The sequence below is a fragment of the Methylopila sp. Yamaguchi genome, assembly GCF_002897035.1.
Lineage (GTDB): Bacteria > Pseudomonadota > Alphaproteobacteria > Rhizobiales > Methylopilaceae > Methylopila.
The window spans coordinates 1-13,331 of the sequence record NZ_BAUX01000016.1 but is presented as its reverse complement, the minus strand read 5'-3'; the positions used below and the strand labels follow the sequence as shown (position 1 = coordinate 13,331).

The following is a 13,331-nucleotide window of genomic DNA, read 5'->3' as shown; positions in this document are numbered from 1 at the left end:
CGCGGGCCCAAAGCGACGCGGTGCGACGTGCGCTTCAAGGAAGCCGCTCAAGCGCGTGTTCCTCGCGAGCCGGGCCAAAGGCCGCCTGCCGTTCGGCGACCGCGAGGCACCCCTCCGCTTCAAAATACTGAATCGATCGTCGCGTCGTCGGCCCGAGGCGGCATCAGGTGCGCTGCGCCGTCCTTCTTAGGCACATTGGGGTCGGTCGCCGCGCCGCTTCGCCCGCTGTCATCCGTCGCTGGCGCGGGAGATGACGCGGAAAGCGGCGCCCCACGAGGGCAATCTTGCCAGTTGGCGCGTGTTCCCGCACAGCGAGCCTTCCACGATCGCGAGATCGATTGCTGAATACTGAGCGGGGGCGGTGATGTTCTCCCGGAAGAACCAGTCTTGGCGCACTGATTGCATAGCTTCAAAGAGCTTCGCCTCTTCAGCCGACATCGGATCGTCCAGCTCCGCCCATCATTTTTGCGGACGGCCGTACTAAAACGCACATATTATAATCACTTTAGGACGGCCGTACTATTTACCGCGGCCCGCTCCTTGGTATCGTTCCAAGCAATCGTCCCGCCGCCGCTGGGCGGCGGCGTTCGCAACGTCCGGAACGACGGAGCCAGCCATGAACGCTGAGATCGATACGAGAATCGTACGCGGCGCGTGCCCCCACGACTGCCCTGACACCTGCGCGTTCGAGTATCACGTCAAGGGCGGAAAGCTTGTCGAGGTGACCGGCGACAAGAACCACCCGATGACGCAGGGCCGCCTCTGCGTGAAGCTCAAGGACTTCGCCGGCCACCACTACAATCCCGACCGAATACTGACGCCGCTGAAGCGCGTCGGTCCGAAGGGGTCGCGGCAGTTCGAGCCGATCAGCTGGACCGAGGCGCTCGACACGATCCGGGACAGGTGGAACGCCATCATCGCCGAATACGGTGCGCAGGCGATCATGCCCCACGCCTATCTCGGGCATCAGGGCACGCTCAACGGCCTCACCGCGGGCGACGCCTTCTTCAACCGGCTCGGCTCGACGGTCGCCGAGAAGACCTACTGCGAAAGCGGCTCGTCGACCGCCTGGGTCATGACGGTTGGTCCGTCCGGCGGGCTCGACATCGAAAGCTTTGTCCACGCGAAGTACATCATCGTCTGGGGCATGAACATGACCTCGACGAACATCCACGGCTGGCCCTTCATCGTGAAGGCGCAGGAGGCCGGCGCGAAGGTCGTGGTGATCGATCCGGTTCAAACCCGCACGGCGAAGGCCGCTGACTGGCACGTCCAGATCAGGCCTGGCACCGACGGCGCGCTCGCGCTCGGCATGATGAACGTCATCATCGCCGAGGATCTCGTCGACCATGACTATGTCGAGAAGTACACGCTCGGCTACGAGGAGCTGAAGGAGCGCGCGGCGCTCTATTCCCCGGAGCGCGTCTACGAGATCACCGGCATCCCGGCGGCCGACATCATCACGCTCGCCCGTGAATACGCCACGACTCCGCCGGCCGCGATCCGCGAGGGCGTCGCGATCGAGCGCAGCCGCGGCGGCGGCCAGGCCATCCGCGCCATCACCTGTCTTCCTGCCCTCATCGGGGCTTGGCGACATGTCGGCGGCGGGGCCATGGAGATGCCGATCTGGGAATTCCCGACGAACTTCGACCGGATCTGCCGTCCCGACTGGATCCGCCCTGGCACGCGCGTGATCAACGAGCTCGACCTGGGCGCCGCGCTCACCGGCGAACTGCCGCTCGATCCCCCCATCAAGTCGTTGTTCGTCTACAACTCGAACCCGATGAGCCAGGCGCCCGCGCAGGCGAAGATCGCCAGGGGCTTGGAGCGCGAGGACCTGTTCACGGTCGTCAGCGAGCTCTTCATCACCGACACGGCGAAATACGCCGACATCATCCTGCCGTCGGCGATGCAAGGGGAGCAGCTCGACATCATGGTGACCTGGGGTCACCTCTACATCAGCCTGAACCAGCCGGCGATTTCGCCGCCGCCGGACTGCGTGCCCAACGTCGAGATGTTCCGACGCCTCGCCAAGGTCATGGGCTTCAACGACGACTATTGGGACCGCTCCGACTGGGAGATGCTCCAGGACTTCTACGACTGGGACTCGCCGGCGCTGCAAGGCATCACGCTCGAGACGCTGAAGGAGACCGGCTGGGCGCGCATCAATGTCGGCCTGCCGCATGAGCGGGCGCCGCACGCGGAAGGCAATTTCAAGACGCCGTCCGGCAAGTGCGAGTTCAAGTCGAGCGTAACCGAGAACTTCGTCGTGCCGGTCTGGCGCTCGATGTACGAAGGCATGCAGCCCGGCGAGCCGATCGACCCCCTCCCGGATTACGTGCCGGGCTACGAGTCCCGGGAGACCAATCCGGAGCTCGCCAAGCGCTACCCGCTTTCAATCGTCTCGCCGAAGGCTCACGCCTTCCTGAACTCGCAGTACGCCAATGAAAAGCCGAAGCAGAAGCGACAGGGCGAACAGACGGTCTTCATGCACCCTCACGACGCGGCCGCGCGTCGGATCGAGACGGGCGCGATGGTCCGCGTCTTCAACGACCGCGGCCATTTCGACGGCCGCGCCGAGATCGTCGACGCGCTCATGCCCGGCCTCGTGATGGCCAATCTCGGCCACTGGCCGAGCTTCACAAGCTCCGGCACGGCCGTGAACTCGATCAGCTCCGACGCCCACTGCGGGATGGGCATGGCCGGCAGCTATTCCGACAACCTCGTCGAGGTCGCGCACGTCGCTGCGTGACCGCAGCCCCGGCGCGGCGTCCCTGAGGGCGCCGCGCCGCTTTTCCCCAGCATCGCTGGCTGCGTTCGAGGAGTTCGAGATGACCCACGTCGTCACAAAAAACTGCCAAGCGTGTCGCTTCACCGATTGCGTCACGGTGTGTCCCGTCGCCTGTTTCCATGGCGACGACGAGCGCCTCTACATCGACCCCGAGGTCTGCGTGGACTGCAGCGCCTGCATTCCGGCCTGTCCTGTGGGCGCCATCAAGGACGAGTTCGACCTCTCGGACGACGAGGAGCAATGGATCAGGATCAACGCCGCGCGCGCCCCGATCTTGCCTGTCGTCCGAGCGAAACAGCCCCCGCTGCCGACGGCGGAAGCTCGCCGCAGCGAGCTTGGCCTAAATTGAGGGCCTGACATGGCGGGGAGCGCCGCGCGCAAAGTCGCCGTCGTCGGCAGCGGGCCCAGCGGCTTCTACGCCGCCGAGGCGCTGCTCGAAGCCGGCGCCGAGGTCGACATGCTCGAGCGCTTGCCGACGCCGTTCGGTCTGGTTCGGTTCGGCGTCGCGCCCGACCACCCGAAGCTCAAATCTGTCTGCCAGAACTTCACGCAGATCGCCGGCCACGAGCGCTTCGCCTTCTTCGGCAACGTGGCGCTCGGCAGAGACGTGACGATCGACGAGCTTCGGAGCTTCTACGACGCGGTGGTGATCGCCAGCGGGGCGTCAACCGACCGCAAGCTTGGAGTGCCCGGCGAAGACCTTCCCGGCAGCTGGTCGGCCACGGAGTTCGTGTCCTGGTACAATGGGCATCCCGACTTCCGGGACCGGAGCTTCGACCTTTCATGCGAGGCCGCGGTGATCGTCGGGCACGGCAACGTGGCGATCGACGTCTGCCGCATCCTTTTGAAATCCGTCGACGAGCTCCGCCGAACCGACATCTGCGCGCACGCCCTGGAAGCGCTTGCAGAGAGCAGGATCCGCGACGTTCACCTCGTCGGCCGGCGCGGCCCGGCGCAGGCGAAATGGACGGTGAAAGAGCTGCGCGAGATCGGCATGCTGGCCAATGCCGACGTGGTGCTCGACGACTCCGATCTCGCCCTCGGCGAGACCTGCGAAGCCGAACTCCGCGACCCGCGCGGCGTCGCCGCGGCGCAGAGCGTAAAGATCCTGCGCACCTTCCAGGGACGCCCGCGCGAGCGCGCCAGGGCGGTCCATCTTCATTTCAATCTCAGCCCGCGCGCCCTCCAGGGAGACCACTGCGTGGAGCGCGCGCTGTTCGATCGATGCCGCCTTTCGGGCGGCGCCTTCGCGCAAGTCGCCCAACCGACGGGGGAGACCGTGGCGCTCGAAACGGGCGCCGTGTTCAGGAGCGTGGGCTACAAGGGCGTCGCGACCGACGGCGTGCCGTTCGACAACCGTTCCGGCGCCATTCCGCACGAGCGGGGGCGCGTCATGGATCGCGGAGAGCCGGCTCCGGGGCTCTACGTCGCCGGATGGATCAAGCGCGGCCCTTCTGGCGTGATCGGCGTCAACCGCGCGTGCAGCCTCGAAACGGTCGCGACGATGCTGGCGGACTTTGCCGATCGGCCGTCGAAAGCGCCCGGTCGCGCAGCGTTGCGGACGTCGCTCGCAGCGCGCGGCGTGCGGCCCGTCGACTTCACCTCCTGGTCGAGGATCGACGCGGCCGAGGTCGAGGCCGGAGCCGCGCAAGGGAAGCCCCGGGAAAAGTTCACCGCGGTGAGCGAGATGCTCGCCGCCGCCTTCGCGGGCGCCACTTCCGTTCCGCAACCGCGCTGCGCGTGACGGTTCTTCGCCCGGTTCGCGCCGCTCCGCGCTAACGTGCGGACCGCGGCTCCGAGCCGGAGGCCGCTTGTCGGCTCGCCGTAGGCCGTGTCCATGAGTGGCGTCCGAGGGTCGGGAAGAGTCGGCCTTATGTCGCCGTCACTGTCGCGCGGCGTTCGACTCGATGCGCCACAGTTGCGTCTGGAGGCGGGGGCCGGCCTCGGGCCTGAACCAGCTCATATCCTGGATGCGGGAACTGGTGACATAGACGGCGCCGTCGGGCCCCTCCGAGAACGTGTCGGGCCAGCGCAACCGCTTGTCTTCCACGAGCGTCGTGACCCGACCGCCGTCGAGAACCTTCACGGCGTCCTGCTCAATCGCGCTCAGATAATGCCGCCCGCGTCGGTCGATCCAGAGGCCGTCCGTCGGTTCGGTTTCGGCGACGCGCTCCACACGGGATTCAAGTTCCTTTCCGGACATGTTCGGGTCCGCCAGAACGTCCGTCGCGATGCGATAGAGCGTCCGCCCCGTCAGCGCCTTCCAATAGAGGACGCGCCCGTCGAGAGAGAGCGCGATGCTGTCGGCCGCGAATTCGACGCCCCGCCCATCGGGCCGGCGGAGCTCGCGTCCATCGGTCTTCACCACCACATCCTTTTCCGGCTGCGTGCTCGGATGGCCGTCGAGCACGCGTCGAGCCCGCCCATCTTGGAGATCCACGACGACGATGGCGCCTTTGGCTCCCGCGTCGGTCAGGTAGGCGTGGCGCCCGTCCGGCGAAAACCGCACGTCGTTGAGGTAGCTGCCCTGCGGGGCGACCGTCTCGTCGAAGCGGATGACCTGCGCAACCTGGTTCGTCTTCAGGTCGATCCTGACGAGCTTGGGGCCGCCCTGGACGACGGGAGCGGTGGCTGGCGCGGCTGGATCGACGACCCAGAGGTTGCCCCGCGCGTCGGCGACGACGCTCTGGACGCACACGAAGTGATCTCCGGCCGACATCTGGTTCTTCTTGGCGTTGCGCCAGGAGTTCCACCTATCGTCAGGGTAGGGCTTGAGCCCGCCGTCGCGCGCCACCTCGGCGACCGAAATCGGCGCATCCTCCGTCCACCGCGGGAAGTTGACGAAGATGCGGCCGTCCGCCGACACCGTGACTCCGGTCACCTGGTGTTCGAAGCTCGCGACCAGTTGCAGCCGGGCCGCTCCGCCCGGCGATGAAGCAGCTTGCTGCTGCGCGGAGGCGGCAAGGGGAAGCGAGCCCAGCGCGATCGCCGCAGCCGCAGCCGCAGCCGTGAGTCTGATCATGATCGCCTCGTCTGATTGGCGCCTTGTGGCGGAGGGCGGCGTTCTACGGCGCGAACACCGCGCGCACGCAGCCGTCCGTCTTGTGTTTGAACATGTCGTAGCCGCGCGGGCCGTCCTCGAGCGGGAAGCGGTGCGTTGCGAGATAGGCTGGGTTCAGCTCGCCCTTCTGGGCATGCGCGAGCAGCCGGTCCATATAGGCCTGCCCGTGCTGCTGGGCGGTGCGCATCGTCAGGCCCTTGTTCATGATGACGCCCATCGGGAACTTGTCGATCGCCCCGTAGACGCCGAGCACCGACAGCGTGCCGCCCTTGCGGCAGGCCATGATGGCCTCGCGCAACGCCTGGCCGCGATCCGTCTCCAGCCGCAGCGCCTGCTTCACGCGGTCGTAGGCGTATTGAGGCCCCGTGCCGTGCGCCTCCATGCCGACCGCGTCGATGCAGGAGTCGGGGCCGCGCCCGCCCGTCATCTCCTTCAGCGCCTCCAGGACGCTGTGGACCTCGGTGTAGTCGATCGTCTCGGAGCCGGCATGCTCGCGCGCCATCCGCAACCGCTCGGGGTAGCGGTCGATCGCGATGACCCGCTCGGCCCCCATCAGCCGGGCGCTCTGCTGGGCCATCAGACCAACGCCGCCGCAGCCCCAGACCGCGACCGTGTCGCCCGGCTGGATGTTGCAGAAGTCGGCGCCCATGTAGCCCGTCGGCGCGGCATCGGAGAGGAACAGCGCCGTCTCGTCAGCAACTCCGTCAGGCACGTGGAAACAGTCGTTGTCCGCGAAGGGTACGCGGATGTACTCAGCGTGCGAACCGGCGTAGCCGCCGAAGGCATGGGTGTAGCCATAGATGCCGGCCGTGTGATGTCCCCCGAACATCGGGGCCTGCAGCTCGGGCTTGGGGTGGGTGTTGTCGCACAGCGAATAGAGGTTGTGCTCGCAGTACCAGCATTGGCCGCAGACGATGAAGGACGGAACGACGACACGGTCGCCCTTCTTGACGCGCTTCACCTCGGGGCCGACCTCCTCGATCACGCCCATGAATTCGTGGCCGATCACGTCGCCGGCTTTCATGGTGGGGATGTATCCGTCGATGAAGTGCAGGTCCGAGCCGCAGGTCGTGGACAGGGTGACGCGCAGGATGGCGTCGTGCGGGTTCACGATCTCAGGGTCTTTGACCGTGCCGACGCGCAGGTCGTTCACGCCGTTCCAGTAGAGCGCTCGCATGTCCTGGTCTCCTCATCGCGTGTCCGCGCGCGCAGCGGGCTGGCGCTCGGTGGTCGGGATCTCCCCGGTTTCGACGAGGCTCTTGAAGCGCCGCAGCGCCCGATCAGCAGCCAAGTCCAGCGGCGTTGTTCCGAGCAGCGCGACGACGGCGTCGCCGAGCGTCCCGCCGGGCGGGTCGAACCGGAAACGCAGGGTGGCCACCGCGCCGCGCTCGGCCGGGGCGGGGCGAAAGCGGACCGACCCTTCGTTGGCGATGGCGGCGTCGGGGAGCGAGCGCCAACCCGCGCCCTCGCCGGGCCGGTCGTCGACGGTCTCGGAGGCCCATTCGTACGTTCGGCCGAGCGGCCCCTCGACCTTCCACTGCAGGCGGCCGTCGCCAGCCGCTCGCACGGTGGCGAAGCCCGCCATGATCTGCGGCAGCGTCTTTGGGTCGCTCCAGCGCTCGTAGAGTTCTTCTGGCGTCTTGCCGATCGTGATCGAGCGTTCGACCTCCGGCTCGCCAAAAGCGGCGCCTGCTGTCTCTCGTCCCGATCGCCTGTCGCGCAGCGCTACGGCGGCGGCGACGCCCGCGACGGCCGTGAGCGCGATGGCGAGGCCGCCGCTCCTACGGCTTCCGAGGCCGGCCACGACGGCGGCGGCGCCGAGCGCGACGGGGATCCAGGCTAGCTCTTGCAACGGCCCGCCCGCGTGGGCGTGCAAGTAAGCGGGGACGCGGCGGGACGATTCACTTCGTCCCCCGGCTGTGGCGCTGCCTGCCATTGGTTCAACCTTTCCCTGATTACTGCCCGCTGCGGTGGGCCGGCCCGTGCGACCTAAAGATCCGTCCGCCCGCGGACAGCGCGCTCGGTAGCGGCAAGCGGCGCACGCAGCAGCCGCAGCCGGCAGGATGGCCAGCCGACGCCGCGGGCGCATAGGCGGCCGCCCTCGACTCGGAGCGGGCGCCCGCCACGCGGGCCTCCGGGCTTCCGCTGGCGATGGCCGGCGCGCTCAGAATGCTTCGTGGGGCTTCTTCCGTGCATCTTGGGCAGGCGCATGGGTCCTGGAACCGGGCCATGGGCCGCACCGCTGTGAACGGGCCGCAAGCGTCGCACTCGTAGTCATAAGTCGGCATGGCTTGAACTCGTCCAGCGACGCGTCGAGGAGCCGGGCGAGCGGCCGCCCGTCCGGCCAGTCATGCGGCGGGCTTGAGGATCACCTTGGTCCAGCCCTCGTCACGCGCGTCGAAGTGCCGGTAGGCGTCCGACGCCTCACCCAGCGTCAGCTCGTGGGAGACGATGAAGGACGGCTTGGCGCGGCCCTTCGAAATCAGGTCCCGCAGCTGCCGGTTGTAGGCTTTCACGTTGCACTGGCCGGTGCCGATCTTCTGGCCCTTGAACCAGAAGAGGCCTTGGTCGAAGACGATCTGGCCCTTCTTGGCGAGCGCGTCCGGAGCCGCCGGGTCCTGTGGCACATAGACGCCGACCACGCCGATGCCGCCGGTGAACTTCACCGACTTCACCAGGTTATTCATCGTCATGTCCGGGTGTTCCTCGCCCTCCGGATCATGAGCCTGGTAGCCGACGCACTCGCAGCCGCGATCCGCGCCGACGCCGTTCGTCAGTTCAAGGACTTGGTCGACCGGCGAGCCCTTGGAGTCGTCGATGGCCAGGGCGCCAATGGACTCGGCAAGCCGCAGTCGATCGGGATGACGGTCGACGACCATGACCATGGCGGCCCCCTTGATCATCGCGGAGTGTGCGGCCATGAGGCCGACGGGCCCGGCCCCGTAGATGACCACCGACTCGCCGGGACGAAGTCCGGCGAGCTCAGTCGCGTGCCAGCCCGTTGGAAAGATGTCGGCCAGCATCACATAGTCGTTCTGCCGCTCTTCCGCGTCGGGCGGCAGCTTCAGGCAGTTGTAGTCTCCGTAGGGGACGCGGAGAAAGTCCGCTTGGCCGCCCCGGTACGGGCCCATGTCGGCGAAGCCGTAGGCCGCGCCGGCCATGTTCGGGAAGATGCTCCGATCCGCCGTCGTGAGGCAGTAGGCGCTCAAGCCGCGCTCGCAGTTCTTGCAGAACCCGCAGCCTATGTTGAAGGGGATGGCGACCCAATCTCCGACCTTCACCCGATCGACGGCGTCGCCCACTTCGGCCACCTGACCGAGGTTCTCGTGCCCGAACACGCCGCCGCGCGGGAAGTCGGTCCGACCCTCATACATGTGCAGGTCGGAGCCGCAGATGTTTGTGCTCGTGATCCGCACCAGAACGTCGGTCGGCCGCTCAATCCGTGCGTCGGATACGTTTTGCACGGCGACATCGCGTGGCCCATTGTATACGACTGCTCTCATCTCGCTCTCCCGCCCTGAGGTTTCTGGACAGGTGGGAGGGTGTCGGACGACCCCCGGTCGAACTATACGGTGGACCCCTAGGGTGTTGCCCGTATCCTGCTTTGAACCTCGCGGCTCGCTACTTGGGCGCTGGCTCAGATCTCGCGGCGTCGATCAGTCGGCTGACGACAGAGCGCAACGGGCCAACAGCGCGTTTAGGGCTCCTCGGCGTCATTCGTGAGTATCTCGTTCGCCTCCGCGTTACGGCAACCGGCTCAACCCGACAGGCCCGCTTTTGCGCGGCTAGCGATCAGCTCAAACGCGTCTTAGCGGTTTCCGCCCGCGGTGACGACGCGCGCTCCGTAGCGTTCAAGCTCCGAGATCTTGTCCCATTGCTCGTCGGCGTCGGTCACGAGCGTCCATTGGGCAGGTAAAGGCGCCCAGGCGGAGCAGTTGGCGCGACCGATTTTGGTGGCGTCGGCGAGCACCACGGTCTCGCGCGCCTGCGCCATCATCAACGATTTGAGCGCCACCTGTTCGAGGCTCGCCTCGCAGAGGCCTCGTCCCGCCACCACCCCGTCGGCGCTCATGAACACGCGGTCGGCCGTCAGCCGGCGCATCGCCTCGACCGCAAGCGGACCGACGGTTCCCATACTGGTCGCCCGCAGCGCGCCGCCGAGCGCGATGATCTCGATGCTGGCCTCGTCGGCGAGGAGCGGCAGCACCGCGAGGTTGTTGGTGACGATCGTCAGCTTGCGGCCGCGCAGGCGCTCCGCGAAGGCGACGACGGTCGAGCCCGCGTCGAGAATTAGAGTGTCGCCGTCCGCGACAAGAGCCGCTGCGGCCTTCGCTATGGCGCGCTTGGCGGCGTTGTTGACCGAGAAGCGCTCGCCGAGCGTCGTCTCGGGATGATGGTTCGCGAGGATCGCGCCGCCATAGGTGCGGCGCACCGCGTTGTCCCGCGACAGCCGCTGCAGGTCTCGGCGCACTGTCGAGGCCGAGACGCCGAAGCGCGCCGCGAGCTCCTCAACGTCGGCCTCGCCGGCGCGCAGCGCCTCCAGCAGCTGCTCGCGGCGTTCTCGGCTGCGGATCACCTCGGCGCCTCCGGATTGCGTGGGCCGGAGAAATTGCCCGCTCCACGCCCTCTTGGCTATCGCCTCGAACGTCGCGGCCCGTCAGGCCGCGCGCTTCGGCGCGAGCTCGACCGCCTGGCGAAGCGCCTCGACCATCGAGCCCTCGTCCGCAATCCCCTTGCCCGCGATGTCGAACGCGGTGCCGTGGTCGACGGACGTGCGGATCACGGGCAACCCGACGGTGATGTTCACCCCGGCCTCGAGCCCCAACACCTTGATCGGCCCGTGGCCTTGGTCGTGGTACATAGCCACCACCATGTCGTAGTCGCCTCGGCCCGCGAGGAAGAACAGCGTGTCGGCCGGCAGCGGCCCGCGAACGTCCCAGCCCTTGGCCTTGCACGCTTCGACCGCCGGCGTGATCTTCTCCGCCTCTTCGCCGCGGCCGAACAGGCCGTTCTCGCCGGCGTGCGGGTTTATGGCGCAGACGCCGATCTTCGGGTTGCGGATCCCGGCCTTGACCAGCACGTCGTGACCGCGCGCGATGACGCGCTCCACCAGGCCAGGCTCGATCTTCGCGATCGCGTCCAGCAGGCCGATATGGGTCGTCACGTGGATGACGCGGAGCTTTGGCGACACCAGCATCATGGAGACCTCCGGCGTGCCCGTGAGATGCGCGAGCAACTCAGTGTGGCCGGGATATTTGTGGCCGGCGGCGTGCAGCGCCTCCTTGGACAGCGGCGCCGTGCAGATCGCCTGCGCGCCGCCCGCCTCGACCACCCGGACAGCCTTCTCGATGTAGCGGTAGGCCGCTTCTCCCGAGACCGGCGACACCTCGCCGAAGGGATGGTTCTTCGGTACGAGCTTCAGGTCGACACACTGGACGGCTCCGGGTCCGAAACGCGCGTCGCGCGCGTCCTCTACGGCCTCCACCTCCAGCGACGAGCCCACGATCTCGCCCGCCTGGCGGAGCCGTTCGGCGTCGCCGACGACAAGCGGCGCGCACATGGCCTGCACCCCCGGATGCGCCAGCGCCTTCATGATGACCTCCGGTCCGATGCCGGATGGATCGCCCATGGTGATCGCGATCGTGGGACGGCTCATGCGAAGGATCCCTTCTGACGGATGGCGCGAAGCGCGCGCACGATGCGGATGAGGCTTTGATCGTCGCCGAAGGCCCCGGCTTTGGTGGCGACCGGCACGGACAGCGCGCCCAGGGAGAGCCCGAGGGAGACGCCCGGTTCGATCTCGTCGACGAGCCGGATGCCATGAACGCCGAAGCGCGAGAGCAGCGCGGCGGCGGTCTCGCCGCCGGTCGCCGCAAAGCCGCTCATGACGGCGGCGGCCGGCTGGAGCGCCTCGGCGAGACCGGAGGCGAGCTGAGACCCGAGCCTCATGTCGAACGCGTCGCCGACCGTGATCTCGACGAGCACGTCCTCGCCTGCTCGCAGCTCATCGGAGACGGCGCGGCCGAGCGCCGCGCGGCCTGCGGCGTCCTCGAGAAGCAGTCCCGGGTGAGCTGGAATGTGGGCCGCGAGCCCTTCGTCGCGGAGCGCCGCCGCGCCTCTGCGCGAGGTCGTGGCGAGCGAGCCGACGACGATGAGCGCGCCGGCCTGCGAGCCGGCGACAGCCGGCGGTTGGGCGGCGGGCTTCGCCTGGACGGCGGCGAGCGCATGCGCGAGGCCGGCCGAGCCGATGAAGAAGGTTCCGGGCGCGGCCGGCAGGCTCGCCTCGGCGATCCGTGCGAGGTCCTCGTCGGTCCCGGCGTCGCAGACCACAACGGCGCTTGTCTCCGCGACGTGTGCGAAAGCGGCCCTCAGCTCGTCGAGCGGGCCGCGGATTTCGGCGAGTCCGACCGTCTTGGAGGTCACCCCCGCGCTCGCCAGCACCCGGACGAGATCGGCGCTCTCATAGGTGTGGTCGCGCCGCCAGAGCTCGGTTGCCTCCAGCGCCTCGCCTGCGACCCGCACGCGACCCTCGATCGTCGTGCGGCCCACGCCCGGGAAGGCCGGCGCGAACACTCCGAAGGGTTGTACGCCCGCCTTCCGCAGATGCGCGATCGCGGCCGCGGTCTCGGCGGCCGGCTGGCCGCGCAGCGTTGAATCGATCTTCTTGAAGAGCGTGCGGCCGGGTTCGAGCAGGGCGTCGAGCGCTTCGGCGTGGCGGGCGGAGGCGGCCTCGGCCGTCAGGTTGCGGCTGTCGGCGTCGTAGGAAAAGGCCTCCGGGCGCTCGTCGGCTGCCGGCGCGGCGCCCCAGCCGACGGCCGACGCCCGTCCGCGCTTCGCAAAGGCGATGGCGCAGTCGGCGGCGCCGGTCAGGTCGTCGGCGAGGATGAGCCAGCGCTCCTCCATGTCAGCGACCGGACCCTGAAGTTTCGGGAGCAGGCCTGGACGCCGCGACGCCGGCGCCGCTCCGAGCGGCCCTGACTGGCGCGCGGACGAGGAGCTCGCCAAGCGCCATGCCGAGCAGCGCCGCACCGCCTACCTTTGTCCCGGACGGCGCGCTGTCATTCCTAAGGAAAGTCGACATCGATGCGCCGCGGAGCCGCAGCGCCAGTCCTTCGCCGGGCGCATTTCCTGCCGCCCGATTAATCGACTCCTGCATCTCATGCTCTCCGGACTGCGCGGTTTGCGCAGAACTCATCCAGTGGTGGAGCTGAGTGCGCAGATCCAGCCTTGCATCGCTCTGCCAGATCGCTCGAAATGCGCAGATTGTCAATCTCTATGCGCAATTTGCGCAAAATGGTTTGACAGCGCGCAATCCGCGCGACAATCTTATGAAGATAACGAACGAAAGTTCGCATCCCGAACATACGAGCGCCGCCAAGGCGACGACGGGCCACGGGAGGACGAGATGAGCGAAGGGTTGGACGTCGACGCGCACCTCGCAGCCGCCGGTCGATCGGCGGCGCCGGGCGCCGGGAAGAA

The 13,331-nt window shown here is 67.9% G+C and carries 12 protein-coding genes; 3 read left to right on the top strand and 9 right to left on the bottom strand.

The window, feature by feature from the left end; all coding sequences use genetic code 11:
• Positions 1–228: 228 nt before the first annotated feature.
• Positions 229–438 (bottom strand): hypothetical protein, encoded by a 210-nt coding sequence (locus METY_RS16700; RefSeq protein ID WP_103122519.1) that lies wholly within the window; start codon positions 436–438, stop codon positions 229–231.
• A gap of 178 nt (positions 439–616) precedes the next feature.
• Between METY_RS16700 and METY_RS16695 the strand changes: the two genes are divergently transcribed.
• From METY_RS16695 to METY_RS16685, 3 genes are all read left to right on the top strand, one after another.
• Positions 617–2,752, top strand: coding sequence for a molybdopterin-containing oxidoreductase family protein (locus METY_RS16695; RefSeq protein ID WP_103122518.1), 2,136 nt, complete (start codon positions 617–619; stop codon positions 2,750–2,752).
• A gap of 79 nt (positions 2,753–2,831) precedes the next feature.
• On the top strand, positions 2,832–3,140 hold the full coding sequence (locus METY_RS16690; RefSeq protein ID WP_103122517.1) for a ferredoxin family protein: 309 nt from the start codon (positions 2,832–2,834) through the stop codon (positions 3,138–3,140).
• 9 nt (positions 3,141–3,149) lie between these two features.
• Positions 3,150–4,535, top strand: a complete 1,386-nt coding sequence (locus METY_RS16685; RefSeq protein WP_103122516.1) for an FAD-dependent oxidoreductase — start codon at positions 3,150–3,152, stop codon at positions 4,533–4,535.
• A 138-nt stretch (positions 4,536–4,673) separates the two neighbouring features.
• Here the strand turns inward: METY_RS16685 and METY_RS16680 are convergent, their stop codons facing one another.
• The 8 genes from METY_RS16680 to METY_RS16645 form a co-directional block, all read right to left on the bottom strand.
• A complete protein-coding gene (locus METY_RS16680) occupies positions 4,674–5,813 on the bottom strand; it encodes an L-dopachrome tautomerase-related protein (RefSeq protein ID WP_103122515.1) in 1,140 nt (379 codons plus the stop codon).
• A 43-nt stretch (positions 5,814–5,856) separates the two neighbouring features.
• On the bottom strand, positions 5,857–7,029 hold the full coding sequence (locus tag METY_RS16675) for a zinc-dependent alcohol dehydrogenase (protein WP_103122514.1): 1,173 nt from the start codon (positions 7,027–7,029) through the stop codon (positions 5,857–5,859).
• Between the two features lie 12 nt (positions 7,030–7,041).
• Positions 7,042–7,704, bottom strand: a complete 663-nt coding sequence (locus tag METY_RS16670; RefSeq protein ID WP_160147376.1) for an SRPBCC family protein — start codon at positions 7,702–7,704, stop codon at positions 7,042–7,044.
• Positions 7,705–7,807: 103 nt separating this feature from the next.
• The gene (locus METY_RS16665) at positions 7,808–8,140 is read right to left on the bottom strand and encodes an FmdB family zinc ribbon protein (RefSeq protein ID WP_103122596.1); all 333 of its coding nucleotides are present in this window, start codon (positions 8,138–8,140) and stop codon (positions 7,808–7,810) included.
• Positions 8,141–8,200: 60 nt separating this feature from the next.
• Complete coding sequence (locus METY_RS16660; RefSeq protein ID WP_103122512.1) at positions 8,201–9,355, bottom strand: glutathione-independent formaldehyde dehydrogenase; 1,155 nt, start codon at positions 9,353–9,355, stop codon at positions 8,201–8,203.
• A gap of 305 nt (positions 9,356–9,660) precedes the next feature.
• On the bottom strand, positions 9,661–10,428 hold the full coding sequence (locus tag METY_RS16655) for a DeoR/GlpR family DNA-binding transcription regulator (RefSeq protein ID WP_244593704.1): 768 nt from the start codon (positions 10,426–10,428) through the stop codon (positions 9,661–9,663).
• Between the two features lie 81 nt (positions 10,429–10,509).
• The gene (pdxA, locus tag METY_RS16650) at positions 10,510–11,508 is read right to left on the bottom strand and encodes a 4-hydroxythreonine-4-phosphate dehydrogenase PdxA (RefSeq protein WP_103122511.1); all 999 of its coding nucleotides are present in this window, start codon (positions 11,506–11,508) and stop codon (positions 10,510–10,512) included.
• Positions 11,505–12,755, bottom strand: coding sequence for a four-carbon acid sugar kinase family protein (locus METY_RS16645; RefSeq protein WP_103122510.1), 1,251 nt, complete (start codon positions 12,753–12,755; stop codon positions 11,505–11,507). Before METY_RS16645 ends, pdxA begins: the two co-directional genes overlap by 4 nt.
• Positions 12,756–13,331 lie beyond the last annotated feature (576 nt).

Coding starts and splice junctions, on each gene's coding strand:
- METY_RS16700 (WP_103122519.1), bottom strand. CDS start 438: ATGTCGGCTGAAGAGGCGAAGCTCTTTGAAGCTATGCAATCAGTGCGC.
- METY_RS16695 (WP_103122518.1), top strand. CDS start 617: ATGAACGCTGAGATCGATACGAGAATCGTACGCGGCGCGTGCCCCCAC.
- METY_RS16690 (WP_103122517.1), top strand. CDS start 2,832: ATGACCCACGTCGTCACAAAAAACTGCCAAGCGTGTCGCTTCACCGAT.
- METY_RS16685 (WP_103122516.1), top strand. CDS start 3,150: ATGGCGGGGAGCGCCGCGCGCAAAGTCGCCGTCGTCGGCAGCGGGCCC.
- METY_RS16680 (WP_103122515.1), bottom strand. CDS start 5,813: ATGATCAGACTCACGGCTGCGGCTGCGGCTGCGGCGATCGCGCTGGGC.
- METY_RS16675 (WP_103122514.1), bottom strand. CDS start 7,029: ATGCGAGCGCTCTACTGGAACGGCGTGAACGACCTGCGCGTCGGCACG.
- METY_RS16665 (WP_103122596.1), bottom strand. CDS start 8,140: ATGCCGACTTATGACTACGAGTGCGACGCTTGCGGCCCGTTCACAGCG.
- METY_RS16660 (WP_103122512.1), bottom strand. CDS start 9,355: ATGAGAGCAGTCGTATACAATGGGCCACGCGATGTCGCCGTGCAAAAC.
- pdxA (WP_103122511.1), bottom strand. CDS start 11,508: ATGAGCCGTCCCACGATCGCGATCACCATGGGCGATCCATCCGGCATC.
- METY_RS16645 (WP_103122510.1), bottom strand. CDS start 12,755: ATGGAGGAGCGCTGGCTCATCCTCGCCGACGACCTGACCGGCGCCGCC.